Raw genomic sequence first — 26,649 nt, forward strand, 5'->3', positions numbered from 1 at the left:
TTACGGCGGTTGATCGTATTAAGGTAAACACCACAGCATGAAACCATTAAATATTGTCTTGTCCGCTTGCGCAGTGCTTTGTCTTTTCTTTAGCTCCTGTAAAACAGGGCCGGTGAACATTTTTAAGACAGCGAGCCCGTATGAGTTGTATCAGCGCAAGCTTAGTAATGCGGGCCTGGATAAAACTGCCATGGGCAAAGCCTGGATCGATGCAGGGCAGGAAAGTATTGCTAAGGCCCTTCGCATTAAGCTGCCCTATAAGGAACAGGGCTATTTCCCTGCGGAGCGTGTCGCAGCTACTGCTTTTAGGTTTGATGTGGTCCGTGGACAGCGTTTGAACATTCGCCTGGAGAAAACACCTGCAACAGATTTCATGGTATACATGGATCTATGGGCATTCCGCGAGGGGAATTCACCCAAGGCTGTGGCTTCTGCAGACACCATAAATGCCAGCATCACGGTTGATGTAGACGAAAATGCGGAATATCTGCTGCGCCTGCAGCCAGAATTATTGAAAAGTGGTTCCTATACTTTGGAAATCCTTAGCGGACCTTCCCTGGCTTTTCCGGTTAAAGGAGATGGCCGGAAGCGAATCGAAAGCTTGTTTGGCGTGGGAAGGGATGCGAATACCCGCAGGCATGAGGGCATAGATATCTTTGGGGCAAAACATACCCCGGTGCTGGCCAGTGCAGATGGAATCGTAACCAGGGTGGGTGAAAACAATCTTGGCGGACTGGTCGTCATGATGCGGCCCAATGACAAGAACTACACCCTGTACTATGCTCACCTGGATAAGCAGCTGGCGATTGAAGGTCAGGAAGTGAAAGTTGGCGACACCCTTGGTCTGATGGGCAACACAGGTAATGCAAGGACTACCCCACCGCACCTGCATTTCGGCATCTACACTGGTAGCGGTGCCATAGATCCCCTGCCTTTTGTTAACCCGGAGGTCCGGGAGCCCAAGGCAGTAACGGCGGCGACGGCAAACCTGAACGCGACGCTTAGAAGCAGCAGCAAAACGGAACTGCGGGAAAGTCCTGATGCAAAATCGCTCAGCATAAAAAAACTGGAGCCTTCTACAATTGTGCTTGTTGAAGCTGCAACAGACTCCTGGTATAAAGCTAAGCTACCCGATGGTAGCACAGGTTATGTACCCAGCAAAAGTTTGGGCTCCGTAAAGACGAGCTTGCGAAGCCTGAAGCTGGGTCCGCAGCAACTTGCCTTATATGAGCAGCCCATAGTTGCTGCGCCGCTGAAGAAAACTTTGGATAGTGGTGCCACCGTAAATCTGATCGGCCGGTTTGAGGATTTTTTGCTCGTTAGAGATGCCGAAGCGGAAACCGGCTGGATTCCGGCAGCGGCTAAGCGCTAAATGATTGGACTATTATCTTGTATTGATGGTTCCAATATCATATTTTGATAGTTTATATGGGTATAAATCTATTCCTTTGCAGTTCGTAATAAATTTTTCAACACATGACTGATTCGTCTACAAGATTAAATAAATACATAAGTGAGAGTGGTTTGTGCTCGAGAAGAGCGGCTGACCGGTATATAGAGCAGGGAAATGTGTATATCAATGGCAAGAAAGCCAAAGTAGGCGATAAGGTAATTTTTGGAGATGTGGTTACGGTGAATGGTCAGACCATTGAACCAAAAGCGGTTGAAAACTCTGTTTTGATTGCATTCAATAAGCCGGTGGGCATTACCAGCACCACAGAAGCGGGTGTTCCAAGCAACATCGTAGATTACGTGAACCATAGCGAAAGGGTGTTCCCAATCGGCCGTCTGGATAAAGATTCTCAGGGTTTGATCTTCCTGACCAACAATGGTGACCTGGTAAATAAAATTCTAAGAGCGGGCAACAATCACGAGAAAGAATATCTGGTTACGGTTAATAAGCCGATCACACCGGCATTTTTGGAGAAGATGTCCAAAGGCGTTCCGATCCTGGGTGTAATGACGAAGAAATGTAAAATTTCACAGGAGAGCACTTTTGTTTTCAAGATTACTTTAGTTCAAGGGCTTAATCGTCAGATCCGCAGAATGTGCGAGCATCTGGGTTATGAGGTGACCAGACTGGAGCGCACCAGGATCATGAACATCAGCTTGAAAGGTATTCCTGTGGGTGAATGGCGTGAACTTACACCGGAAGAGCAGACAGAGATCTATAAGATGGTGGAAAAGTCGGCTGCGAATGCACCAGCTCCAAAAGCTAAGCCAAGCCCTTCTAAGAGCAAAGAACAGGGTTTTGGCGATCAATTTACGCCTTTTGAGCCATCTGGTAAACGAGGAGGCACGGGCAAGCCATCGGGGAAATCATCTGGAGCAGGTAGAGGCACTGCCAGTGGCCGTCCTGGGGCAAGGGGCGCCAATGAAGACAAACGGCGTTCACCGGGAAGATCTGCAGGTGCTGCATCCAGCAACGATTGGAACAAGAGCAATGGTCCGGCAAAAAGACCAGTAAAGCCATCTAAAGGTAAATCTGGAACTCCGGGTAAAAGCCGCGGTGCAAAACACTAAAATTTTTGGTTACCTTTGTGCCTAAATGGTTTACACAAAAAAAACAGACATTCGGGCACTGAGTTTAAGTCAGTTACAGGAACATTTCACTTCCATTAACGAACCTGCCTACCGGGCGAAACAGGTTTATCAATGGTTGTGGGAAAAGGCTGCCCGCAGCTTTGCGGAAATGAGTAACCTGTCTAAGGACCTCAGAAAAAAACTCGATGAGCACTTCGCCATCAATGTGGTGGAGGTGAACAATGCGCAGGTCAGCAGTGACCGTACCATTAAGAGTGCTTTCAGGTTATACGATGGGAACATTGTGGAAGGGGTGCTTATTCCAATGGAAGAAAGAATGACTGCCTGTGTAAGTTCTCAGGTGGGCTGCAGCTTAACTTGCAAGTTCTGTGCTACAGGCTATATGGACCGCAAGCGTAATCTTAATGCAGATGAGATCTATGATCAGGTGGTGCTGATCGATCAACAGGCGAAGCAAAACTACAATGCGCCATTGACCAATATTGTGTATATGGGTATGGGCGAACCCTTGCTAAACTATGCAAATGTAATGAAATCCATTGACCGCATTACGGCGCCTGATGGCCTGAACATGGCTTCTAAACGTATCACCGTATCCACCGCTGGTATTGCCAAAATGATCAAGAAGCTTGGTGATGACAACGTTAAATTCAACCTTGCCCTTTCCTTACATGCTGCGAATGATAAAAAGCGTAATGAGATCATGCCGATCAGCGAGCACAACTCGCTTTCAGCCCTGGCAGAAGCTTTGAAATACTATTTCTCCAAAACCAAAAACCCGGTTACTTACGAATACATTGTTTTCAACCATTTCAATGATGAAATTCAGGATGCAATAGAGCTTGCGAAGTTCTGTAAACATGTACCTTGTAAAGTAAACCTGATTGAATATAACCCGATTCAGTTTGCTGATTTCATAAATGCCGAAGGCGATAAGATTGATGCTTTTGCAAATTACCTGAAGAGCCAGGGTGTTAACACCAACATCAGACGTAGCCGCGGAAAAGATATTGACGCTGCTTGTGGACAACTTGCAGTGAAAGAACAGGCTTAATTGTATTCAAAGGCTATTTTCTAGTGCGATAGCATCTCTATTTTGCCGTCATACACTTCAACTTAAGAATCTTAGTACTTCTGCTGCATGTTGACATAAACTGCTAACATGCAGCATCTCAAAATCCTGGCGGCCGAGCTTCTTCAGCTGCTCTTTCCAAGTGTTTGTAATGGTTGCGGTCAGCCACTCGTCAAGTCAGAACAACTGATCTGCCTAAGCTGCCGCTTTGACCTGCCTTACACTGACTTTCATCTATATCCTGATAATCCGGTCGCAAAACAACTCTGGGGCCGTATCCCCTGTGCACAGGCTACCGCAATGTTATACTTCAAAAAAGGCACGCGAGTACAGCAGCTTTTGCATAATTTGAAATATAAGGGAAAACCAGAACTGGGTGTGCTGCTAGGGGAACTGCTTGCGGAAACCATCCTGCAGAGCAGCGAGCACTGGGAGATTGATTTGATCCTGCCAGTACCACTCCATAAAAAACGGGAAAGAACGAGAGGTTACAATCAAAGCATGTGCATTGCGGAGGGTTTGTCTGCAGGACTGCATCTCCCAGTTTATAAGAACGTGTTGGTTAAGCGGAGTTCGACTTCCAGTCAGACTAAAAAAAGCAGATTTAGCCGATTTGAGAACCTGAAATCAGCTTTCAGCATTGAGGAAGAGGAAAAAGTAAAGGGGAAGCATGTACTTCTTGTTGACGATGTTATTACGACTGGTGCCACAATAGAAGCTTGTGCATCAGCACTTAACTTCGCAGGGATAGCTTCCCTAAGTGTCGCTGCAATTGCTTACACAAAATAATTTTTAAGTTTTTTAAAACATTTCGAATTTGGCGGCGTTTATATATTCGAGAGCGTTAATTTAGATGGTAAGGGTCGATAGTCACAAGATTATCGGCCCTTCACTATTTATACGGGCGCCCAGGAACTTCGTTAATACAGATTTAACCTTGTCATGGTTGAATGGCTTTAGCAAATAGCCGTTCATACCGGAGGTTGCGATTTTGGTACTATCATGATACTCCGTAGATCCTGTCAGCGCAATTACCGGAACTTTCTGGAAGTATTCTCCTTCAAGGTCACGAATAATGCTGGTGGTTTCAAAGCCGTCAATTCCAGGCATGTTAATGTCCATCAAAATGAGGTCATAAGCATTTTCCATCACTTTAGTGATCGCTTCTTCCCCGTCTGCAGCGACGTCGCTTTCAAGCCCCCAAGTGTTCAGAATACGTTTAACAATAAGAATATTGATTTCATTATCATCTACAACCAATACCTTTTTTCCTTTAAAAGCACCCGTTTCCTGTTCCAGAACGGCGTCAACTTTCTGTTGATCCACCTTTTCAAAGGCTATGGAGAAATTAAATGAGGTACCCTCTCCTTCTTTACTTTTTACCTGGATGTCCGATTTGAACAATTTCAGTAGCTTTTTGGTGATTGCAAGTCCGAGGCCGGTGCCGCCATATTTTCTAGATATATCACTTCGTGCCTGGGTAAAGGATTCGAAAATGTAAGCCTGTTTATCTTCAGGGATACCTATGCCGGTGTCGCTAACCGTAAACTCAATGGCCACCTGCGCTTCCGGAATCTTGGCAGCAGCAGAAATATTTACCAGGCTGCCATTTGCATTTTGTGGATCAAATATATTATCTGCGGCTGCATGAAGATGGTGTAAGGCTGAATTGTTTAACTCTTGAAATTCCGCTTGCGAGGTCGTTTCAGAAAGTGCAAGCTTTAAGCTGACGGTTCCATCTTTTGTAAACTTGATCGCATTGCTCAGCAAGTTCATCAGAATCTGGTACAGTCTGGTCTTATCACCCATCAACTGCTCGGGAATACGATCGTCATAGTCCAACTGCAAGTAATTATTATTCTTATTCCCGTTAATCTGAAGGGATGTCAGAATATCATTTGCGAGTGTTTTCAGACTGAAGGGTATATGCTCCAACTGCAGGTTTCCAGTTTCTATTTTCGTGAAATCGAGTACATCGTTGATGATGTGGATCAGGTTTTCACCGGAGAACTTGAGGATCTTGAGGTCTTCCAGCTGTGAAGGTTTAGGATCATTTTCCAGTAAGAGGTGTGTCATGCCAATTACGGCATTCAGTGGATTGCGGATCTCGTGACTCATCACAGATAGGAACATTTCCTTGGATGCACTCAATTCCAAGGCTTTTTCTTTGGCATCCAGCAGCTCACGCTCTGCAAGTTTCTTTTCGGTGATGTCAATAATGATTTCCACCTCCATCTCCACTTTGCCGCGCTCGTCCAGCACCACGGTATTATATACCGACAACCAGATGGGCTTTTTATCCTTTCGGTAGCCGAGCACATCCATGGTGAAAGATTGGTTTTGCCTTGATAGGGCTCTTGCGTGTTCAACCAAGGCCATATCGGTCGCGGGACCGGCGAGCAGGTCGCCTAAGCGTTGCCCACGGATATCATTCAGGTTAAAGCCGGTGATCTTTTCAAAAGCCTCATTGATCCAGACCACCTCATTGTTATGATCGTTGATCACCACCGCATTGTTCACTTTGCTGGCAACAAGCGATAGCTTCATCAACTCACTTTGTACATTTCTTGTTTCCGTATGGTCCCTTCCGTAAGCATACCAAGTGCGATTCTTTGTCACGAGACTCCAGCTAAACCAACGCAGGGATCCATCCCTGCTTAGTATCCGGAACAACAGCTCAAACTGGCATCTCCCCGCATCTAATCCCTTATGCAGCGTATCAAGCACCAGCTGCATGTCTTCCTTGTAGCAAATATCCCAAAGGTTGAGGTTCAAGGCCTCTTCAACTGTATAGCCGAGTAAACTTGTTATTGCACCATTGATGAAGAGAATTTTGCCCTTGAAATCAAGCATCGCGTGAATTTCAGGAGAGAAAGCGGAGATATTTAACATCGCTTCCAGCCGCTGCGTCTCGTATCTTAGCGCACGCGCCTTTTTACGGTTCGACAGGTGCATCATGATCTCTGTACCAATAGTTTTTAGCATTTCATGCTGCTGAACATTCAATTTGTGCGGCACTCTGTCCAACAGGCATAATGCCCCAAGTGCAAAACCATTTTCATCTATCAAGGGTACCCCAACATAGTAGCAGAAATATGGTGGTCCGGTAACGAGGGGATTATTTATGAAACGATCGTCAAGCCGTGCATCAAGCACTTCATGGACATCTGTTTGTAAGATGGTTTGCTCACAGAATGTAGCACCTCGGGAAACTTCCAGGGCATCATAGCCAATAGCAGATTTGAACCATACCCTATGCCGGTCCACGAATGTGATAAAGGCATAAGGCAGGTTAAATATTTGTTTCGCCAGTTTAGTCAGGTTATCAAAACCAGGCTCTTTCGGCGAATCCAGAATGTCATACTCATAAAGCGCAGTTAAGCGGTCCTCTTCAGCATTGGACCGCAACGCCTTTCGGGCTTCTGACATATACATGGTTATTTATAGAGCGGATAAAGCGCACTTAATGCAAGCACCTTACTTCTTACATCTGCAAGATTCTCCTCATCTGCCGGGTTGCTTAGCACCTGATCAATCAAGGAAACGATTTCCTCCATTTCAGATTCTTTGTAGCCCCTGCTGGTGATAGCGGCTGTACCGACGCGGATTCCTGAGGTTACAAATGGTGACTTATCATCAAAAGGCACCATGTTTTTATTTACCGTGATGTCTGCTCTTCCAAGCGCCTGCTCCGCATCCTTGCCGGTGATGTTTTTATTACGAAGGTCAATAAGCATCATGTGATTATCTGTACCTCCGGAGATGATACCATAACCTCTGTTCATGAACGCCTCCGCCATAGCCTGTGCATTTGCTTTTACCTGTGTGATATAAGTCAGGTAATCATCACTTAAAGCCTCGCCAAAAGCAATCGCTTTAGCGGCAATAATGTGCTCCAGCGGGCCACCCTGTGTACCCGGGAAAACAGCCATGTCCAGCACTGATGACATCATACGAGGTTCCCCTTTAGGAGTTTTCAATCCGAATGGATTTTCAAAATCTTTCCCCATCATGATCATTCCACCACGCGGGCCACGAAGGGTTTTATGGGTAGTCGTAGTTACAATGTGGCAATGTGGAAGTGGGTTATTCAATAATCCACGAGCAATCATGCCCGCTGGATGTGAAATATCTGCAAGCACCAAAGCACCAATCTGGTCCGCTACTTTTCTAATGAAGGCATAATCCCACTCTCTGGAATAAGCTGATGCACCGCAGATGATCAGTTTTGGCTTTTCCGCCAATGCGATCTCTTCCAGTTTCTCGTAATCTATTAAGCCGGTTTCCTGTTTGACACCGTAGAATAGTGGCTGATACAGTTTACCGGAGAAGTTTACTGGCGAACCATGGGTAAGGTGACCGCCGTGTGAAAGGTCGAATCCCAGAATTTTGTCGCCAGGCTTTACTACCGCCAACATTACCGCAGCATTGGCCTGTGCGCCAGAGTGTGGCTGTACATTCACCCATGCTGCATTAAACAATTGTTTTGCTCGAGAAATTGCGATATTCTCTACCTCGTCAACAACCTGACATCCGCCATAATAACGCTTACCAGGCAAGCCTTCAGCATATTTGTTGGTTAGCACTGAACCTGCAGCTTCCATCACCTGTTTGCTAACAAAGTTTTCTGAAGCAATAAGTTCCAGACCGTTTTCCTGCCTGTCTAATTCCCTGTCTATTAGGTCGAATATCAAATTATCTCTTTCCATTTATCGAAGTATATTTTGGTAAAAATAATGTTTTTTCCGCGTACTTACCGAGCAAATCAGCGTGTTACATGTTTTTTTACATCATATATTAAAACAAAATGACGTACTTTGTACATCTTTTCTATAAAAAACTACATGGAAGAAAACGCCCATCCATTGCTACCGAACATCAACTATCCCGCTGATTTAAAGCGGTATACCGAGGATGATCTCGAACAAATCAGCCAGGAACTCCGTCAGTATATCATTGATGTTGTAAGTGTAAATGGCGGTCACTTCGGTGCCAGCCTTGGTGTAGTTGAATTAACTGTTGCTCTGCACTACGTTTTGAATACGCCTTATGATAAACTGGTATGGGATGTTGGCCACCAGGCTTACGGCCATAAAATTTTAACGGGACGAAAGGATGTATTCCATACCAACCGCATCCTGCATGGCATTAGCGGCTTCCCGAAGATCAGCGAAAGTGAGTACGATACCTTTGGCGTAGGCCACTCTTCGACTTCCATCTCTGCCGCACTGGGTATGGCTGTTGCCGCTCATTATAAAGGCGAGAAAGACCGTCAACACGTTGCCGTGATTGGCGATGGTGCAATGACCGCAGGATTAGCTTTCGAAGGTCTGAATCATGCAGGCATAGAAAATTCCAACCTTCTGGTGATCTTGAATGACAACTGTATGTCGATCGATCCGAATGTTGGTGCTTTAAAAGAATATTTAACAAGCATTTCCACTTCTAAATCATACAATCGCTTCAGAGACGACATCTCGAGTGCGTTGATTAAACTTTCTGAACTTGGCCCTAATGCACATAACTTCGTTAAGAAGATCGAAAAAAGCATAAAAGGCACTTTACTTAAACAGAGCAACCTTTTTGAATCTTTAAACTTCCGGTATTTCGGGCCTGTTGATGGTCACGATGTGAAGAAACTTGCTTCGGTGATCAAGGACCTGACTGCCATTCCTGGCCCTAAGCTTCTGCACTGCATTACGGTTAAAGGAAAGGGCTTTGCCTTGGCAGAGAAAGACCAAACCAAATGGCATGCACCAGGCTTGTTTGACAAGATTACGGGAGAAATTAAAAAACCGGCAGCGGTAAAGCCGCAGCCACCAAAATACCAGGATGTTTTCGGACACACACTCGTAGAACTTGCTGAAAGCAACAAAAATATTGTGGGCATAACCCCTGCTATGCCTTCCGGCTCGTCCATGAACATTATGATGAAGGCCATGCCGAATCGTGCGTTTGATGTGGGCATTGCGGAACAGCATGCGGTGACTTTCTCTGCAGGCCTTGCCTCACAAGGACTAGTACCTTTTTGTAACATCTACTCCAGCTTTATGCAGCGGGCATTTGACCAGGTGGTACACGATGTAGCCATCCAAAACTTGAACGTTGTATTCTGCCTGGACCGCGCAGGTCTTGCTGGTGCAGATGGCGCGACACACCATGGTGCCTATGACATTGCTTATATGCGTTGCATCCCGAACATGACGGTTGCCTCACCGATGAATGAAGAAGAACTGCGGAACATGATGTACACGGCGCAGCTTGAAAACCAGGGACCATTTTCGATCCGCTATCCTAGAGGTAATGGCGTTATGGTAGACTGGAAACGCAGCTTTACGGAGCTTCAGGTCGGTAAAGGCCGCAAAATCTGTGATGGTGAAGATGTTGCCGTGCTAACGATCGGCCATGTAGGCAATTTTGCTGTTGAGGCTTGCAAAGAGTTGAACAGCGAGGGTATCTACCCTGCCCATTACGATTTGCGCTTTGTAAAGCCCTTAGATGAAGCCTTATTGCATGAAGTATTCAAGCGTTATCAAACTGTGATTACCGTTGAAGACGGCTGCCTGCAAGGCGGTATGGGTTCAGCAGTACTGGAATTTATGGCAGATCATCAGTACAAATCGAATGTGATCCGTTTGGGCATTCCCGATGAGGTGGTAGAACATGGTGAGCAAGCAGAACTTTGGGCTATTTGCGGATACGATGCTGCAGCCATTATGGATACCATCCGTAAGGTAGCCGTAAGTAGAACGACCAAAACAATCGCTTCATAACACAGCAATCTGTTGCATAGCTCCACACATTTTTTCACGAGGAAAATCCTTAAAACACTATTAAACACGTATTTAGACTTTAGGTTGGCATTGGCACAGTTGTGTATACTAGTGATAGTAACCACAATCATTTAAACTTAAAACTAAATAACATGAAAAAGATGATTTTATCAGCAGCATTCCTAGCATTCGCAGGTCTGACTACTGTAAAAGCAAGTGAAGTTAAATCACCAGTAATTGCCATCCAACAAGATAGTACTACTAAAGTTCCGGTAAAACTTGAAGAATTACCTGATGCCGTAAAAACAACCCTACAATCTGACAAATACAAGGAGTTCAGTCCAAGCGCAGCTTACCTGGTAACTGCAGCTAACAAGTCTGAATGGTACCTGGTTGAATTAGCTAAAGAAGGACAAACTGCCTCTTTGAAAATTGGAAAAGACGGTGTAGTTGTAGAATAAACCCTTATTTATATAAAATCTAAATCATAAAAGCCGGAAGTCCTCCGGCTTTTGTATTTTTGTTATCTTAACACATAAATATGGCAAAAATACTAATTGTTGAAGATGACTTAACCTTTTCTCAATTACTAGAGGGCTTTTTCAAAAAGCACCAGCACGAGCCAACCGTTGTTCACAACATTAAGAATGCTTACCGCACGCTTGATCAGAAAGAATACGATCTCTTACTTGTAGACTATCGCTTGCCTGACGGTACCGGACTGGATATTCTTTCCTATCTTAATTCGCAGGGACTTGACTTGCCATTGGTCATCATGACCAGCTTCAATGACGTGAGAACTGCTGTTAAATCCATACAGCAAGGTGCCTCCGATTACATCACCAAGCCGGTAAATCCGGATGAATTGCTGATGATCGTGAAAAATGCTTTGGAGAAAGACAAAGAAGAAGACGTTGCCAAAATCTCCTCAGACGACGATACCATAAAAGGGCATAGCCCCTCTGCCGATAAACTATACGAACACATTAACCTGGTTGCGCCAACCGATATGTCGGTGATCATTCAGGGCGAAAGTGGTACCGGGAAAGAATATGCTGCAAGAGCCTTACACAAGCAAAGTAAACGTGCTTCTAAACCTTTTATAGCTATTGACTGTGGTGCGCTGTCGAAAGACCTTGCTGCCAGTGAGCTTTTCGGCCATATCAAGGGCGCCTTTACTGGTGCAATCAGCGATAAGCAAGGCCAGTTCGAAGCCGCCAACGGCGGAACATTATTCCTGGACGAAGTGGGTAACCTCAGCTACGAAGTGCAAATTAAGCTACTTCGTGCTTTGCAGGAGCGTGTGGTCCAGCCACTGGGCAGTACCAAATCGATCCCAGTAAACGTGCGCATCATTGCCGCAACAAACGACGACCTGGCAAACTCCGTAGCAAACGGCAGTTTCCGCGAGGATCTATATCACCGGATTAACGAGTTTAAAATTCAGCTTCCACCACTACGGGAGCGCGGGAAAGACCTGGAGCTGTTTATAGAACATTTCGTGAAGCTTTCCAATAAAGAGCTCGGCCGGAATGTAAAGCACATCTCCGAAGAAGCAAAGACCTTATTGCAGCAATACGACTGGCCAGGAAATTTACGTGAATTAAAGAATGTGGTTAAGCGTATGGTGTTGTTGAGCCCTACAGAGACCGCTGAAGTTTCCGCACTTCCCGATGAGATGATCTTGGCCATCAGGCATACCGCACCGAAACCTGTGGGTTCTGATCTGAAAGCCATCAATGAAGCGAATGAAAAAGCGTTGATTATCGAAACACTTGTTAAAGTGAAGTATAACAAATCACAGGCTGCTAAGCTCCTTAATATCGATCGTAAAACGCTTTATAGTAAGATGGAGCGTTATGAAATTGAATAGTCATTAACCAGATCTACCAGGTGATATAAGCCTGGTATTAGACGATCTGCTTCCGCTTTGAGTTTTGGGTTGATATCTGTGCAACCCATTACTTCAATTTCCAGCTTTCTAAAATCTGCAGCGAGCTCACCCGAGCCGATCTGCGCGATCCTGCCTGCAAGGCGATGTACCAACAATGAAAACTGACTTACGTTGTTGCTTTCCATACTTGTCCTAAGGTCTTCAATGTCATGCATGCAATCCTCACTAAAGCGTTTCAGGATCTTGAACAACTGTTCTTCATCACCAAAGGTCATCTTTTCAAGATACGAAGGATCAAATGTAATATCTGGCGCCTGCAGGGCTGTATCCTGAACATCTCCATTGCGGAGCAAGCCAAGCAGTTCCTGCTCACGGAATGGCTTCATTACCACACCGTCGAAACCCATTTCCATCAGCCGTGCCCGTTCCTCAGGTAATACCTGCGCCGTCACGGAGTAAACCTTTACCTCTGGACTTAAAGTCGGCTTCATCAATTTAAACAACTCGCTGCCCGACATTTCCGGCATCCGGAGGTCCATCAGGATGTATTTGACCTGATGTGTAACCGGTGTTTCGAGCATTTCTCTAGGTGAGTCGAAACACCTGTATTTTATATTGTGACGTTGTAAGAGGAGACTGCAGAGTTCGAGAATCAACTTATCATCATCTATTACCCATACTTCCATTCCGTTATCTAGCTTTGGCGTTAATGATTGTTCTATCAGGGGTGCAGCAGCATACTTAAACCTCAGGTATACCATGAAACTACTACCCTGCCCCTTCTTGCTTTTAGCATAAATCCGGCCACCCTGACCATCAACCAATGCCTTAACAATGGTCAGGCCCAGACCTGAACCTTCCTTGGCCATGGAAGCCGTCGTTTCCGACTGTTCAAACTCTCCAAAAATGTGTACCGCCTCCTCCTCAGAGAAGCCGACGCCAGTATCTTTCACTACAAAAGTAAAATGCAGATCATCACCTTTGCGCTTATAATAAACCGTAAGCAGCACTTCGCCTTCGGATGTAAACTTAATTGCATTCCCAACCAGGTTTAGCAGGATCTGCCTCAACCTGAAGGCATCACCTGAAATATACTCGACATCCCCAAGCTGAAAATCGGTATTCAGTTCCAGATTTTTCTTCTCTGCCTGAGGCTTTAAAATCATGATTACCTCCGCTAACAGTGCTTTAAGCGAGAAGGTGTCCTCTGAAAAGGTGAATTTCCCGGATACAATCCGGTTATAGTCCAATACCTCATTGACGATCTGCAGCAGGTGCTCTGAAGAGTAATAAATGGCGTCGATATCTTTTCGTTGTGGGTAGATCTGCTGTTTGATCAGCTCCGCATACCCGATAATAGACTGTAATGGGGTCCGGATCTCGTGGCTCATATTAGACAAGAACCGCTGTTTGGCCCGTCCATGGAATTCGGCAAGGTCGCGGGCAGCCTCAAGCGCTTTCCGGTAGCGAATACTTCTGGTGATGTCGGTAAGGATGAGGTACAGCAGCACGATGGTGATGCCAAAAAACACCAGCATAATGGTGCTGATGCGTGAAATACCCGTATTCACAACCGCACGCGCCTGCAAGCTGCTTCGCTCAATCTGGTTGACCGCTTCATCCTCAACCTTCCGCAATATGTTTAGCATCTCCCCAATCAGCTTGGTATTGGCATTCGCCAGTTCTGCCTCTTTCTCGATGAATGCCTGACTCTTCAGCTTCTGCGCATTCTGTATGGCAAGAAGTGAGCGATTTACGTCTTTCGCAATCTTTACGTCATTGACGATGGAAAGTGTATCTCGTTTAACGTTCTCCTCATTTACAATTTTAAAGGATTTCGCTTCTTCAGGTTTCTTGCGCTTGAAGATCTTACCCAGGAAACCCCGGCTATCTTCTTCTTGGGGAACAACGGTTGTTGTGAGGGTTTTTTGTTCAGAGGTGACTACGGTACTGTCTATTTTCTCGGCATTTTTAGCGACAAGCGCATTCACCCGCTTCACCTGCCGGGTAATCACCCCATCGTTCATAAGCTGTTCCCTGACTTTGAGGTAGTTTACAAACTGCTCATCCCGTTCGCTGAGCAGCGCATTGATGGAAGCGATCCGCACTTGCTGTACCGAGTCACCACCATAGAGCGCCCGCAAGGTATCGAGCACAGCGCGAAGCTGTTTAGACTGCGCGTAGAATTTATCGTAATTTCCTGGATCACTGATGGCCTGCTTTTTTTGCAGCTGATCCATCGCCGAGATATTTCCGGCAAGTTTATGTACAATCCTTAAACGTTCATTGGGTGCGGTGATGTTCGCAACAGTGTTCAGCATTTGGGTAAATGCCACTTTGCTAACACCCCACGCAAGTAGTAACGCGCAGCACGCCAGTACAAGCGCGATGATTATTTTTGGCCTCAAGATATTCTTATTGTCGTTATCAGCAGTATTGCCTGTTTAATTACCAGTATTCTTATTTCCGGAGAAATATTCCACTGGACTCCAACTTATTAATAACGCAAAAATACAAAAAATCGGGTGCAGACGAATGTGCGAATTTACCCATTCTGATTTATCTACTTCTCAGTTTATCAGCGATTAAGGGGATCTGAACTTGCTCATCGGGCAATGCCGAAGGCATCAAAAACACATCCCGTAAAGCGCGGCCCAGCTTTAAATGTGCTGAAACCTCCTTTGAACGCTGTTTATAGTAAGATTCAAAGGCTTGGGGATAATCCATCTGCTTCAGATTTGTTGCCAGCATTTGCGCATCTAACATCGCATTGGTCGTTCCAGCACTGGTAAAAGGCAGTGCAAGATGGGCAGCATCACCGATGAGGACTACGTTTTTGTGAGAAAAGGAAGACAAAACATCAAAGTCCCGGGTTGTCCAGATGTAACTGGTACTGAAGTCATTGCTGTTCAAAATATCTTTTACCAAGGGTGGAAACTCAACCAGCAGTCGCTGGCAGAATGCCTCTAGTTCTATAGGGGAATCGACTGATGTGATGTCCGAAATTTCCGGATCATACTGCATGAACCAAACCAGTTCATCACCTGAAGAAGGGATCATGCCGAAGGCAAGTCCGCTGTCGTCACGTTGAAATTTGTTGAAGGTCCCACGGTATTTTTCGGCAAGTGCTTGATTGGAGGCAATGCCCACTACTTCTTTAACCCTCCCTGGGATAAAAGCCGTTTGACCCCAGAGTTCCTGCCGGACACGCGAAAATCCGCCATCCGCACCAACAAATAAGTCCCCATACTCGACCTCGCCGTTTTCAAAAGCCGCAGCCACAATGCGGTCATCCTCATAGATAAAGCGATCAAACTTCCTGTTGTCACGTAGTGTGTTATCCCGAAGTTTATCGTAAAGGAACTGCGTAAGTTCGGTCCGTTTGATACACCGCCAATTATCGAGAGGCAGGTGTTGCACCTCCTTCCCATCCGGACGGCGCAAAATAAAACGTTCAACCAGTTGCCCCGGCAAGCTGGCCGATGTTTCTGGCTGTTGGTTAACTTCTTCTTTCAAATGTCTGCTCGCTTTTGGGGCACTTTGTGCTACAGATGTCTTTTCCGCAGCAAGTTCCTGCAGCACCGACAAACCGTCATTATGCATCAGAAAGGCATGCCCACCACCAACCGCACCAATCGCACGTTCATTAACGACGACCTCAAACTGCTCATCCTGCAAGAAGTTCGCAAGGGTTAAGCCAGCGATTCCGCCACCTATAATTACAATTTTCATTCTAATAATAAATTAATTTGTTGATGATGTATTTGATGCATGGCTGCTATACATAAGATCAGGATCACCCAAGCATTTAGAAATTCTATTTGATGTTGGCTCATGTGATCCTATGTTTAATGTCAGCTATTTAAATTTTGCTTAATCCGCTGGATCGCTTCCGAAATCACATTTTCAGATGTGGCGAAGCTCATCCGGATAAAGCCTTCCGCACCCTCGCCAAACCACTGTTTCGATCCGGGTACCACCGCTACCTTCGCGTCACTTAACAAGCGTGCAGCAAGGTCCGCACTGGAATATCCTGTTGCTTTGATGTCGGTAAAAGCCACATAGCAACCTTCCGGTGTTCTGCAGTGAAAACCTTCAATGCTGTTCAAGCCAGTGGTAATCAGGTCGCGCATCCTTTGCAGGTGCGATACGAAGCCTTCCAGCCAGTAGCCACATTCATCCAGCGCAGCCACCACGGCCACTTGAGAGAGCACGTTTGCACCATGGATCGTGGAAGTATGCAGAGAAGCTGCAAAAAGCCGTTCATAATGTGCAGTGTTCGATGCAACCACCGTCCCAATACGCAGCCCCGCCAGTCCATAAGACTTGCTGTAGCCTGTCACTGTTACCGTTTGATTACGTATTTCCTCGTTTATAGAAGCAATGCTGGTAAAAACATGAGGTTTGAACATAATATCACTCCAGATCTCATCCGAAAGGATGATCAGGTTATGCTTTACCGCCAGCTCCCCGATGCGTGTTAGCTCTGCTCTGGTAAACACCTTTCCGGTTGGGTTAAGCGGATTACATAGGCAGATCATTTTAGTTTTCTTGCCGACGAGCTGCTCCAGACGATCGAAGTCAACTGCTTCGTCCGTTGCTGGAATGGCGAAAGGTACGGCGAGGGCACCTACATTTTCCACCGAATAACGGAATAGGAAATCCACGGGATCAAAGATGATCGCTTCATCCCCGGCCTGGAGAAAAGCCTTGCAGATCACGTAGATACCGAAGGCAGCACTGTCAACGGGAAACAGCAGTTCTGGTGATGCTGGAATCTGCCGTTTCTCCTGAAAGAAACGCGCAACACTTTCCTTGAACTCCGGCAAGCCTGCAGGCGGGCCATAAGATAAATACCGGTCTCTGGTAAAGCGGATGATGGCTTCTGCAATCTCAGGCGCACTTGGAAAATCAGGATCTGCAGCAGTTAATGGAATTACACCTTCAGGTACTGTAGCCCAGCGGAGGTTGAAAGCGCGTTGTTTTAGAATGTCAAAGTTGATGGTGTGATTTTCAAACATGTATCTGATTATAATGCAGCTATTAAGTCTATGAACTTATCCTTTACCATGGGCTTCACAATGAACTCCTGCACCGCAGGGATCTGCTTCGCACGTTCCACCTCATACGGTGAAATTGAGGAGGTGACGATATACAGGTGTATTTTATTCGGATTACTGAAATTGATATCCTCATAGGCTTTCAGGAACTCCCAGCCATCCATCACAGGCATATTGAGATCAAGCAGAATAATATCCGGCAAAGCATTTTCATCTTCTGCCAGGCTTTGCAGCTGCTCTATAGCATCCTGCCCATTGATGTAGGTCTCTACGGTCACCTCTAGTTCCGATCTTGCAATCAACTTCTTCGTCAAGAATACAAAAACCTCATCATCATCGATCAACCAAACGTTTTTCATATACTTAGTGTTGATTATTAAAAACGACATAAAATACGGCGCCCTCATCTGGAATACTCTCCACCCAGATTTTACCGTTCATTGCTTCAATTTGTGTCTTGGTCATATATAAGCCAAGCCCCTTAGCATTGGGGTGTTTATGAAACACCTTTCCAATTTTAAAAACACTGTCGATGTGTTTGGTCAGATCAATGCCCAGCCCGTTGTCGCGCACCATCAACAGAATGGAGTCTTTGTTCCTGCGGGTGCTCAGCTCGATCCGCGGTTTACGGTCTGGTGAGCGGTACTTCAGTGCATTACTGACCAGGTTGTGAAAAATGCTGTTCAGGTATTTTGGCGGATAATGAACCACCGGCGCATCATCGAAGTTGACAATGATCTGCGCCTCGGTTTTATTAATCTCCATCTTTAACCCATCCAATGTACGCTGCAGGCACTCCTGAAGTACAATCTGCTCAGAGGCAATCTCCATGTCCTGACGCACCTGGATCGATTCAACCAGTTCATTGAAAGTCGTATTCAAACTGTCAATCACCGGCGTAAGTTTAGAAGTCAATAACTTGATCTCTTCATAGTCATTGCTGTCATTTATAAATTCAACCAGCATGGCCATGTTGGTCAGCGGGCCCCTTAAATTGTGAGAAACAATATTGCAGAAGTCAAGCAGCTGGGTATTCTGAGCAGATAGCTGCTTCATCATCACCGACTGCTTTTCTTCTAATAGTTTTCTTTCCGTGATGTCAATACCGAACCCGATGAACAGGCTTAGTTGTCCCGCTTCATCATGTACCGGAAAAATCCTTCTTAGCACGGTGACCGTCTGTCCCTGCGGATTTTTTACACTATCTTCCCATCGCACCACCTGTCCGGTGTTTTTGGCTTCCAGAAACTGCTCGCGACGTTTGCGGGCAACACTTTCATCCCTGTTCCGAAAACGGGCATATTCAAAATCATCCATACCAATGATCTTTTTGCGTAACTGCGGATCCTTGATCGCCCCAGGGTTAACAAAAATATAGCGATGATCCAAGTCAAACACGGCAATGTCCGTGGGTATTTTGTTTAAAATATTTTCATAGAATGACTTCTGCTTTTCAAGCTCACGATTTACAATTCTGCGATCCGTCAGCTCGCGTATGGTAACAATGAAATAGATCTGACCCTCGATATCAGTGGGCGACACGCCCAATGTAGCGATGAACTCAGAGCCATCCCCGCGTTTCACCATAACATCAAAGTCCTGCTTTGGCAGGCCATCTTTCTGATGCTGTTCCTGCAGACGCATAAATGCCTCGTAATTACGTTCCGGGATAATAGCGTTATGCACCATTTTACCCATCACCGCTGCAGCAGAAATACCGAATAAGTCCGCAGCTCTAGGGTTCCATCCCCGAATTACGCTTGATGCATCAGCAATCAGCACCGCATCAACATTATACTCAAAGAGGGTAATAGCCTGCGTAAGTGCATCTGATACTGCCGTTTTCCCAGGTTCAGTTTCCCTGCTGGAAAGTCGTAGCTGCAGCAGCTTTCCAACCTGTGCCCCCAGAAGTTCCAGTCCATGCCGTTGTTTGTCATCAAATGTGCGCTGCTGGGTGTCTGCAACTGCGAGATGCCCAACATTCAAGCCCTCCGGATTAAATAATGGCACTAACATCATGCTTTGGATCCCAAGCTGCTGTACCATCGGGTGTTCTTTAACACGCGGGTCATTAGCGGCATCTTCCAGCACATAAGTCTGCCTGATATTCAAGTTCATGGCTGCTACCGGATTTTCCAGAGAACCCGCAAATCCCAGCCGACTTTTATACCAGATCCGGTCCATATCGTAAAAGCCGATCATGGCCATTGGTGTTTTACAAAGCATTGATGCCAGCATGGTCAGCTGGTCAAATTCAGGCTCTTCAGAAGAGTTCAGAATTTCCAGTTCGAGTAACGCAGCATGCAAGCTGCCCCCGTCTTGTGGCTTGGGAAATTCTGTCATTATAATAGAAGACGTTTAGGTTTTTGATCAATGTAGAGCGTCACAACTGCATTTAGAATACTAATTTACAATATTAATTCTTAAAAACTCCAAAGCGAAAAAATCGCTTGTAGTTAACACATGAAAGAAGCTGCACCTAATCGGAACAGCAGCTTTCACCAAATGTTATTTCTTTAAAGCAACCTTGATCGCCTGCTCTGCCAAAGGTTCCATTACCGAATACCCAAGTTTATTTGGATGCACCTCATCGCTGTGGTAAATAGATTTCATGCCATTACGTTCATCCACCATTGCAGAAAAGTAATCAAGATAAACAACCTTTTTCTTGGCCGCATAAGCTTTTATCCATTTATTTAGTGCAATGACTTTTGGCGCAGGTTCCATATTAGGGCGCCAAGGGAAATCATACGCAGGTAGTACCGAAGACAATACCACGTTTATGTTGTTCGCCAGCGCAATTTCAGTCATGGACGCAATGTTATCTTCGATCATTTCCAGGGTCGATGGGCCAGTATTGCCGGCGATATCATTGATGCCACACAGCAATACCACGACCTTTGGCTTTAGGGAAACCACATCCTGGCGGAAACGTACCAGCATCTGCGGTGTCGTCTGTCCACCAATACCGCGATTAATGTATGGACGCCCCTTGAAAAATTCAGGAGCCTGTTTAATCCAGCCTTCGGTGATGGAGTTTCCCATAAAAACCACCCGTTGCTCATTTGCTGCAGGTGGCCCCAACTCCGCATTTGCCTCCCTGTATTTTTTCAAGTTTGGCCAATCAGGATCCTGCTGCTGTGCCTGAGTGGAATGGCACGCGAAAAGGATCAATACAAAAGCGAGTATTCGGGAAGTCTTTATCATATCTGGTCAGGTTAATTTCGATTCGTAAATTAAGATAAAAATCAAAATTTTTACCAGCGTGCAGCATTTATTCCCGAAAAAAATAATGCCTTGCTGCGCCAGTCGAGGTGATCACTTTAATTAGATACGAACTCAACCTGGCAGCTTGAAATACATCGTCCCGGAAAGAAATAGCTTGAGATTTCTGAGCAAAGCCCGGAACCGCAGCATTGATCATACGATCCTAATCAAATCACACGCAATCAACCACTAAACTGGCATTCAGTTATTTCGAAGAAACTTTAAGCTTCCTGAATAAGAACTTGGAAACCGCATGGGTTGTCCGCATTGGCTGATATTGAAAACACTTTTTCAATGATAACAGAGCTTTTTTGAAGTCTCCTTTATTTGCGCAGAAAAAGAAGACCTTCAGGAACTCCGTATAATTTCTCCGCTTGAGCACCTGCTGGTCAAAGCCTTGAGGCAAAATTTGAGCGATGTCATTATTCCATTTCTCCATCAGAAAAGCCCATTCCAGTTTATCTGAGGAGAGCACAATGCCATGGGTACCCTTACGGTAAACGGAAGAGATCACTGGAAGGTAGCGGATCTTGCCTTTGCGGGCCAGAAAACACCACAGGAAGGTGTCGGCACTAAACTTATAGTTCAGCAAAGAAGCATCGAGCATATTCCTGCGCAGCAGTACAGAAGCCGTTGGAAACTGTCTTTTGGCCAACAGGTGATGAATCTCGAGATCCCTTTCATTCATGTTGTTGAAAGGATGTTCCGTCCCTTTGCGGGTATCAAGCACCAGTCCATTCTCAGCGACCATACTATAATCGGGATTAGCCTCCAGGAAATCAAGCTGGCGCTGCAGCTTGTGTGGATCGGTCCAGTAGTCATCCCCTTCACAAATGGCCAGGTAGTCGCCGGTGCATGCCGCGAAAGTACGTAGGCCGTTGGCCGTCATGCCCACATTCACCGGACCAGTGATCAGTTTAATCAAACTTGGGTATGCCTCCGCATACTTTTTGCAGATGGCTAGCGTACCATCCGAGGAAAGATCTTCGCCAATAACGATCTCATAATCACAATTCAGCACCTGGCTTACGGCACCTTGTAGACAAGCCTCTATATAGGCTTCGTGATTATAAGTGATGATACAAACGGAAACTTTCATTTTAATTTATTCAGGCTTTACGATATTAGTTATTCTGCACCCGGAGCATTAAACGACTGATTAGATCAACCTCTTCCGTGGTCAGATCGCAATACAAAGGTAAACACAGCACCCTGCTGGAGATGTCCTCCGTGACTTCCAGCTTTTTATAGGCCATGTATGGCAAGGAGCTTGCCAGCGAAGGATAAAAATAGCGTCGCGTAAAAATCTCATTAACTTTCAAATACTCCATACAATTCAGCATCAGCTGGATATCTTCAAAAATCAAAGGATAATATGCGTGATTGTTCGCCGAGGCCTCGTGCCATTTTGGTCTGCGCGCCCGCAGGCCTCGCAAATTCTGATCATAGCGGTCGTTAATGGTCTTACGCTTCTCCATGATCTCTGGCAGGTGTGTAATGTTCACCAGCCCCATGGCAGCATGAAACTCCGAGTTTTTACCGTTAATGCCCAGCTCGGCAAAAGCCTCCGGCCCATTAAAGCCAAAATTACGCATCAATGCCAGCTTTTTCAGGAAGTCCGGATCATTGGTCATGATCAGCCCTCCTTCTATAGAATGGTAAAGTTTGGTGGCATGCAGACTGCAGATGGAAACGTCGCCATAGTTGAAAATGGATTGTCCGTTTACCTGCACGCCGAAAGCATGAGCACCGTCATAGATCACCTTAAGGTTGTGTTTTTTCGCGATCGCATCAATAGCGTCCACATCACATGGATTCCCATACACGTGAGTAGCCAGAATGGCGCAGGTTTTCTCCGTTATGGCCTCTTCGATCTTCGCTGGATCAATATTCAGCGAGTCGGCATCAATATCTACAAACACGGGTTGACAGCCTGCCCAAACGATGCTGCTGGTCGTGGCGACAAAAGAAAATGCCGTGGTGATCACCTCTCCCTGCAGCTCCAGGCCCTTCATTGCCATTTCCAGGGCTACCGTACCATTGGTAACATACAGCAGGTGGTTTACCTTAAGGTAGTCTTTGATGATCAGCTCCAGATTACTGGAAAGCGGTCCCATGTTGGTGATCCACTGCCGCTGCCAGATCCCCTTCAAATAATGTGCATATTCCTCCTGTGGAGGCATAAACGGTTTGGTAATCGGGATCATATATTAAACTTTTGTTTGGTTTCGAGATATTCCTCGTCGGTAATGCTCAGCAACCAACAGTTACGGTGTTTGCCGTTCTTGTAAATGTATTTGCGAAGGAAGCCTTCACGTTTTAGTCCCGCACGCTCCATGATCCGCAGCGAACCTTTGTTCTCTTCCATCACGTAAACAGCGAAACGCACCATACGCAGTTCTTCAAAAGCATGCCGCATGCCCAACAGCAGCACCTGAAGCCCATAAAACTTACCTGGTGTTGGCGAAATCACCTTAATGCCGCCACCAATACAGGTGCCATTGCGGTAATCTATATCGTTCACGGAAGCATAGCCAATGATATCGTCATTGCCGCCCACTTCACATACCGCCAGCCAGCCATTTCGCGGGTCATCATTATAAATGATATCATTCACCCATTTCTGCTCCCGTTCCAGGGATACAAATTTAGTTACGCCACCGATTTTCTCCTCGATCTCTCTATTCTTCCGTAATTCATTTATAAAAACGGCGTCTTCAGGTTTAAACGCCCTCAGATAAACCTCAAAATCCATATATGATTTATTAAATCTTCCTTAATCAAACAGCCATCAACAAATATTAAGCCCTGTTCCAGTCGACCATCCGGCAATGTGAAGCGACTGAAAAACGCAGCAATGACCGGATCGCCGACGTTCAAAACTTTGATTTGCAGTGTAATCTACAAATTATAATATTGCCATGGCTCCCCTTCGGAGTGTGCAATTTCACGATTTGATTCACAAAAAAAATTCAATTTCCCGGCTCGTTTTGTTTCCCGGGCATCTACATACAAAATGAAAATTGTGCAGTCACTGTACTTCCGCCAGGCTTGATTCTGCTTTTCGCTGCCTATACTGGTTCATAAAAAAGGTCACTATGGAAAACAAAACCGGATAGATCAACTGTAAGCTCGACGCAGAATAGGCAATGGTATTGTGAAAATTCGCAAAAATGATCATGTTAAACAGGATCGCCATACCTGTTACTTTATAGGTATCAGACTTGCGGATCAACAGATAATAGCCATTAAACAGCACCAGGAAGTAGAAAAACATCATGATCATACCTTGCCAGCGCAAGTAAGAAAAGCTGTACACGTAGATCGTACCAACATTCAGAAAGCGGTTAATCTGGTGGAACTTTTTTTCCTCCGGCTGAACAATAAACTTGGTCACAAAAGCCGGCAGAAATTCATTCATAACTAAATCCTTGTAATTGCCCTCGGGGCTTTTCACCAGGTTGATGTTGTTCTGCAGGTTTGCCACTGGTGAAGCCACATACAGGTAAGACCAGTAAAACTCCTTTGGTATCCTGCTCTTCAGGAATTCCTCCGTAGCACCCGAAGCTCTAGGAATATAGGTGGCATCACCATTGGCCGAGCGCAGGTTACCCATAAAACCGAAAAGGAAGAATACCAGCAGCACACCGGCGAGGGTCTTCAAAATAAGTTTAAACGGAATAACAGGCTTATGAAATAAAAAAACCACCAATGCCCCGAGCAGCACATTAAGGATACTGGAGCGATAGACCAGTAAAATAAAGGGCAATAGCACCAGCAGGAAAAGCCAGAGCAGCCGGCGTTTGCGCGTTGAGATGTACTGATGAAACAAGAAGATTGCGTAAAAAGTGTTGAAGGACACCAGAAAGGTATGGATCAAAGGCAGACCAAAGGCATCCTCGGCATAGTTGAAGTTCCCCCGTAGCAGGGCATATATCGGTAGGGTTCCCGAGTACAGCACCTCCACACCGTACAACAGGTAGATGGCCAATAGTATCACCAGGTTACCCCTGGTTTCCCCGATGGGTTTATACTGAAAGGGGCTGCAGAATTGAAGGAGCAGGCCTGCCCCAGTACAGACTAAAAAGGTAAAAAGGTAAAAGAGAAAGAGCGATAGGCTTAAGCGTGGATACAGCGTTGACCATTCAAAAGAATAGAAGATAAAAGGAACAATAAAGGCTAGAATGTATACGAAATTAGGGTTGTAGATAATCTTCTTAATCATGGCCCGGCATAACTAAGTTTTCCTGAAACAAAATCCCCACCATTTTACCATATATTTAGAATAAACCATCAGCGTATTGGTATAGACTTCATTGCTTTTGCAAGCCTGCAGAATTTCGCCATTCAGCCGCAGCAGGCTTTTCAACCCAGCAGTACTCACGCCCCCCATACGCATTTTTACCCAGACATCCCTAACGTATAAGGCTTTAACTTTATGAATATACAAAAAACGCATCAAAAGTTCAAAATCACCAGCGATCATATATCTGGTGCTGTAAAGACCGTATTGTTCAAAAAGATCTCTTTTAGCATAGAACGTTGGATGCGCAGGTTGAAACCCGAACTTAAACATCCAGGGTTTAAAGTGTCTGGAAGAGTAATACCGAGTGACTTTGCCTAAATTCTCCCGCTCGGTGAAAATCACATCTGCATAGGCGGAATTAATACCGGGATATTTCTCGAACACGGCTGCAATTCTACTGATCACGCTATTATCGGCCAGGAAGTCATCTGCATGCAGCAGACCCAATACATCACCCGTTGCAAACTTAATACCTTTGTTGATGGCGTCGTAAATACCCAGATCAGGTTCCGAAACCACCTTATGTATTTTATTGCGATACGCCCCGATAATATCCAGCGTATGATCTGTGGACCCACCGTCCACAACGATGTACTCAATCCAGGGATAATCCTGCCGGATGACTGACTCGATCGCCGTGCCAATACATTCATTATTATAAACTACCGTAATGATGCTGAACTTCATGATTGCAGGCTTTTGTAAAGTTCGTACGTTTGATCAAAGCAGCGCTCCCACGAGAAGTGTTGTGATTGCTGCAGTCCACGGAGAATGATCCCCTGGCGGTCTAGCTGGATCTGGGCAACGGCTTGGCGCGCAAGTTCAATTTCCGCTGCCTCCAGTAGAATACCCGCAGTGCCAGCTACTTCAGGTATAGCCGACTTATTCAGCGCAATGAAGGGGCAACCGGCGCGCATGGCCTCTAGAATGGGGATGCCAAAACCTTCATATTCCGAAGGGTACAGCAAGCAAAAGGCTGCATTATACAATTCGTTCAGCATGGATTCGTCCAGGCCGGTGAAGACTTTATAGCGCCCCGGCAGCTTTTGCTCTAGCAGCGCACGTTCTACCGCATTTAGCGGAGGTCCCACCACATAAAGGTCAAAATCGGACTGATCTGCTGCAACGTCAATGGCAAAGCTGAAATTCTTGTAAACATCGCGTAGGCCTACATAAAGAAAGTAAGGCCGTTTAACAGGCATTGGTTGCTCCAGTTGTTTGTAGGTTTCGGAAACGCCGTTGTAGATCACCTTAATCTTTTCCGCATTCAGATCGGGATAAAAACGCAGCAGGTCCTTCCTGGTATGCTCCGAAACCGTGATGATCAGGTCACTCTCCAAGATCGCACACCGTTTCATACGATTGTGCAGCCAGACCCGCGGCCCAGAGAAATAGATGTCGTGAATAAAATCATGTACCGTGGTCACGATCTTTGCATTCCGGTTGCGTTCAGGTATGCGGAAATAGCTGGAATGAAATAGATGTGGGCCCGGAAAAGCAGGTAATTTTAAAAAGCGTTCCACCAGTATGCCCGCACGATTACTGCGTATCACTTGTTCCTGTGCAATGTTCAGCTGCTTCCGGCATACGTTATGTTGCTCCCGACCGGTTTCATAGAACCGAAGATCGACATCCGGCACATTCAACAAGCGCCTGGTAAGTTCGTACCAGTAAGTGGATATTCCACCAAATGGCTGCAAGCTATAAACCAGATTATCATAGCATAAGGTCAT

General features: G+C 45.7%; 21 protein-coding genes. 7 read left to right on the top strand and 14 right to left on the bottom strand.

Annotated elements, in window-relative coordinates; translation table 11 throughout:
* Positions 1-37 precede the first annotated feature (37 nt).
* The 4 genes from ACTHQF_RS12775 (at position 38) to ACTHQF_RS12790 (ending at position 4,405) form a co-directional block, all read left to right on the top strand.
* Positions 38-1,372: a peptidoglycan DD-metalloendopeptidase family protein gene (locus tag ACTHQF_RS12775; RefSeq protein WP_440430612.1), complete on the top strand. Its 1,335-nt coding sequence runs from the start codon at positions 38-40 to the stop codon at positions 1,370-1,372.
* A gap of 104 nt (positions 1,373-1,476) precedes the next feature.
* Entirely contained in the window at positions 1,477-2,523 is a 1,047-nt protein-coding gene (gene rluF, locus ACTHQF_RS12780; RefSeq protein ID WP_440430613.1) for a 23S rRNA pseudouridine(2604) synthase RluF, read from the top strand.
* Between the two features lie 25 nt (positions 2,524-2,548).
* Complete coding sequence (gene rlmN / locus ACTHQF_RS12785) at positions 2,549-3,598, top strand: 23S rRNA (adenine(2503)-C(2))-methyltransferase RlmN (RefSeq protein WP_440430614.1); 1,050 nt, start codon at positions 2,549-2,551, stop codon at positions 3,596-3,598.
* 108 nt (positions 3,599-3,706) lie between these two features.
* The gene (locus ACTHQF_RS12790; RefSeq protein ID WP_440430615.1) at positions 3,707-4,405 is read left to right on the top strand and encodes a ComF family protein; all 699 of its coding nucleotides are present in this window, start codon (positions 3,707-3,709) and stop codon (positions 4,403-4,405) included.
* 81 nt (positions 4,406-4,486) lie between these two features.
* On the opposite strand, the gene ACTHQF_RS12795 is transcribed toward ACTHQF_RS12790, so the two are convergent.
* Positions 4,487-7,045, bottom strand: a complete 2,559-nt coding sequence (locus tag ACTHQF_RS12795) for a response regulator (RefSeq protein ID WP_440430616.1) — start codon at positions 7,043-7,045, stop codon at positions 4,487-4,489.
* 8 nt (positions 7,046-7,053) lie between these two features.
* Entirely contained in the window at positions 7,054-8,325 is a 1,272-nt protein-coding gene (gene glyA / locus ACTHQF_RS12800; protein WP_440430617.1) for a serine hydroxymethyltransferase, read from the bottom strand.
* 135 nt (positions 8,326-8,460) lie between these two features.
* On the opposite strand from glyA, the gene dxs reads away from it, so the two are divergent.
* The 3 genes from dxs (at position 8,461) to ACTHQF_RS12815 (ending at position 12,262) form a co-directional block, all read left to right on the top strand.
* Positions 8,461-10,389, top strand: coding sequence for a 1-deoxy-D-xylulose-5-phosphate synthase (dxs, locus tag ACTHQF_RS12805; protein WP_440430618.1), 1,929 nt, complete (start codon positions 8,461-8,463; stop codon positions 10,387-10,389).
* 152 nt (positions 10,390-10,541) lie between these two features.
* The gene (locus tag ACTHQF_RS12810) at positions 10,542-10,850 is read left to right on the top strand and encodes a hypothetical protein (protein WP_440430619.1); all 309 of its coding nucleotides are present in this window, start codon (positions 10,542-10,544) and stop codon (positions 10,848-10,850) included.
* An 80-nt stretch (positions 10,851-10,930) separates the two neighbouring features.
* Positions 10,931-12,262 carry a sigma-54-dependent transcriptional regulator gene (locus ACTHQF_RS12815; RefSeq protein WP_440430620.1) on the top strand — a complete coding sequence of 444 codons (1,332 nt, stop codon included), beginning with the start codon at positions 10,931-10,933 and terminating at the stop codon, positions 12,260-12,262.
* Here ACTHQF_RS12815 and ACTHQF_RS12820 read toward each other — a convergent pair.
* The 12 genes from ACTHQF_RS12820 to ACTHQF_RS12875 all read right to left on the bottom strand — a co-directional run bounded on the left by ACTHQF_RS12820 (position 12,247) and on the right by ACTHQF_RS12875 (position 26,649).
* On the bottom strand, positions 12,247-14,604 hold the full coding sequence (locus ACTHQF_RS12820; protein WP_440430621.1) for an ATP-binding response regulator: 2,358 nt from the start codon (positions 14,602-14,604) through the stop codon (positions 12,247-12,249). The two genes, ACTHQF_RS12815 and ACTHQF_RS12820, sit on opposite strands and share 16 nt — an antisense overlap.
* Before the next feature lie 238 nt (positions 14,605-14,842).
* The gene (locus ACTHQF_RS12825) at positions 14,843-16,015 is read right to left on the bottom strand and encodes an FAD-dependent oxidoreductase (RefSeq protein WP_440430622.1); all 1,173 of its coding nucleotides are present in this window, start codon (positions 16,013-16,015) and stop codon (positions 14,843-14,845) included.
* A 122-nt stretch (positions 16,016-16,137) separates the two neighbouring features.
* Positions 16,138-17,304, bottom strand: a complete 1,167-nt coding sequence (locus ACTHQF_RS12830) for a pyridoxal phosphate-dependent aminotransferase (RefSeq protein ID WP_440430623.1) — start codon at positions 17,302-17,304, stop codon at positions 16,138-16,140.
* Positions 17,305-17,312: 8 nt separating this feature from the next.
* Positions 17,313-17,702, bottom strand: coding sequence for a response regulator (locus ACTHQF_RS12835; RefSeq protein ID WP_440430624.1), 390 nt, complete (start codon positions 17,700-17,702; stop codon positions 17,313-17,315).
* Between the two features lie 4 nt (positions 17,703-17,706).
* Entirely contained in the window at positions 17,707-19,686 is a 1,980-nt protein-coding gene (locus ACTHQF_RS12840) for a PAS domain S-box protein (RefSeq protein ID WP_440430625.1), read from the bottom strand.
* 165 nt (positions 19,687-19,851) lie between these two features.
* A complete protein-coding gene (locus ACTHQF_RS12845) occupies positions 19,852-20,550 on the bottom strand; it encodes an SGNH/GDSL hydrolase family protein (RefSeq protein WP_440430626.1) in 699 nt (232 codons plus the stop codon).
* A 265-nt stretch (positions 20,551-20,815) separates the two neighbouring features.
* Complete coding sequence (locus tag ACTHQF_RS12850) at positions 20,816-21,709, bottom strand: glycosyltransferase family 2 protein (RefSeq protein WP_440430627.1); 894 nt, start codon at positions 21,707-21,709, stop codon at positions 20,816-20,818.
* Positions 21,710-21,734: 25 nt separating this feature from the next.
* Positions 21,735-22,817, bottom strand: a complete 1,083-nt coding sequence (locus ACTHQF_RS12855) for a DegT/DnrJ/EryC1/StrS family aminotransferase (protein WP_440430628.1) — start codon at positions 22,815-22,817, stop codon at positions 21,735-21,737.
* On the bottom strand, positions 22,814-23,365 hold the full coding sequence (locus ACTHQF_RS12860; protein ID WP_440430629.1) for a GNAT family N-acetyltransferase: 552 nt from the start codon (positions 23,363-23,365) through the stop codon (positions 22,814-22,816). Before ACTHQF_RS12860 ends, ACTHQF_RS12855 begins: the two co-directional genes overlap by 4 nt.
* A 276-nt stretch (positions 23,366-23,641) precedes the next feature.
* Positions 23,642-24,835: a hypothetical protein gene (locus tag ACTHQF_RS12865; protein WP_440430630.1), complete on the bottom strand. Its 1,194-nt coding sequence runs from the start codon at positions 24,833-24,835 to the stop codon at positions 23,642-23,644.
* A gap of 12 nt (positions 24,836-24,847) precedes the next feature.
* A complete protein-coding gene (locus tag ACTHQF_RS12870; RefSeq protein ID WP_440430631.1) occupies positions 24,848-25,603 on the bottom strand; it encodes a glycosyltransferase family 2 protein in 756 nt (251 codons plus the stop codon).
* Positions 25,600-26,649, bottom strand: a complete 1,050-nt coding sequence (locus tag ACTHQF_RS12875; RefSeq protein ID WP_440430632.1) for a glycosyltransferase family 4 protein — start codon at positions 26,647-26,649, stop codon at positions 25,600-25,602. Before ACTHQF_RS12875 ends, ACTHQF_RS12870 begins: the two co-directional genes overlap by 4 nt.

Origin of the sequence: Pedobacter sp. SAFR-022 (genome assembly GCF_051965375.1) — a bacterium.
GTDB lineage: Bacteria > Bacteroidota > Bacteroidia > Sphingobacteriales > Sphingobacteriaceae > Pedobacter.

Bases quoted from the DNA above. Each gene is read 5' to 3' on its own strand.
- ACTHQF_RS12840 (WP_440430625.1), bottom strand. From the start codon at position 19,686: ATGACAGAATTTCCCAAGCCACAAGACGGGGGCAGCTTGCATGCTGCG.
- rluF (WP_440430613.1), top strand. From the start codon at position 1,477: ATGACTGATTCGTCTACAAGATTAAATAAATACATAAGTGAGAGTGGT.
- ACTHQF_RS12775 (WP_440430612.1), top strand. From the start codon at position 38: ATGAAACCATTAAATATTGTCTTGTCCGCTTGCGCAGTGCTTTGTCTT.
- glyA (WP_440430617.1), bottom strand. From the start codon at position 8,325: ATGGAAAGAGATAATTTGATATTCGACCTAATAGACAGGGAATTAGAC.
- ACTHQF_RS12810 (WP_440430619.1), top strand. From the start codon at position 10,542: ATGAAAAAGATGATTTTATCAGCAGCATTCCTAGCATTCGCAGGTCTG.
- ACTHQF_RS12830 (WP_440430623.1), bottom strand. From the start codon at position 17,304: ATGTTTGAAAATCACACCATCAACTTTGACATTCTAAAACAACGCGCT.
- ACTHQF_RS12875 (WP_440430632.1), bottom strand. From the start codon at position 26,649: ATGACCTTATGCTATGATAATCTGGTTTATAGCTTGCAGCCATTTGGT.
- ACTHQF_RS12870 (WP_440430631.1), bottom strand. From the start codon at position 25,603: ATGAAGTTCAGCATCATTACGGTAGTTTATAATAATGAATGTATTGGC.
- ACTHQF_RS12795 (WP_440430616.1), bottom strand. From the start codon at position 7,045: ATGTCAGAAGCCCGAAAGGCGTTGCGGTCCAATGCTGAAGAGGACCGC.
- ACTHQF_RS12815 (WP_440430620.1), top strand. From the start codon at position 10,931: ATGGCAAAAATACTAATTGTTGAAGATGACTTAACCTTTTCTCAATTA.
- ACTHQF_RS12835 (WP_440430624.1), bottom strand. From the start codon at position 17,702: ATGAAAAACGTTTGGTTGATCGATGATGATGAGGTTTTTGTATTCTTG.
- ACTHQF_RS12825 (WP_440430622.1), bottom strand. From the start codon at position 16,015: ATGAAAATTGTAATTATAGGTGGCGGAATCGCTGGCTTAACCCTTGCG.
- ACTHQF_RS12820 (WP_440430621.1), bottom strand. From the start codon at position 14,604: ATGCTGAACACTGTTGCGAACATCACCGCACCCAATGAACGTTTAAGG.
- ACTHQF_RS12845 (WP_440430626.1), bottom strand. From the start codon at position 20,550: ATGATAAAGACTTCCCGAATACTCGCTTTTGTATTGATCCTTTTCGCG.
- ACTHQF_RS12855 (WP_440430628.1), bottom strand. From the start codon at position 22,817: ATGATCCCGATTACCAAACCGTTTATGCCTCCACAGGAGGAATATGCA.
- ACTHQF_RS12865 (WP_440430630.1), bottom strand. From the start codon at position 24,835: ATGATTAAGAAGATTATCTACAACCCTAATTTCGTATACATTCTAGCC.
- ACTHQF_RS12860 (WP_440430629.1), bottom strand. From the start codon at position 23,365: ATGGATTTTGAGGTTTATCTGAGGGCGTTTAAACCTGAAGACGCCGTT.
- ACTHQF_RS12850 (WP_440430627.1), bottom strand. From the start codon at position 21,709: ATGAAAGTTTCCGTTTGTATCATCACTTATAATCACGAAGCCTATATA.
- dxs (WP_440430618.1), top strand. From the start codon at position 8,461: ATGGAAGAAAACGCCCATCCATTGCTACCGAACATCAACTATCCCGCT.
- ACTHQF_RS12790 (WP_440430615.1), top strand. From the start codon at position 3,707: ATGCAGCATCTCAAAATCCTGGCGGCCGAGCTTCTTCAGCTGCTCTTT.
- rlmN (WP_440430614.1), top strand. From the start codon at position 2,549: ATGGTTTACACAAAAAAAACAGACATTCGGGCACTGAGTTTAAGTCAG.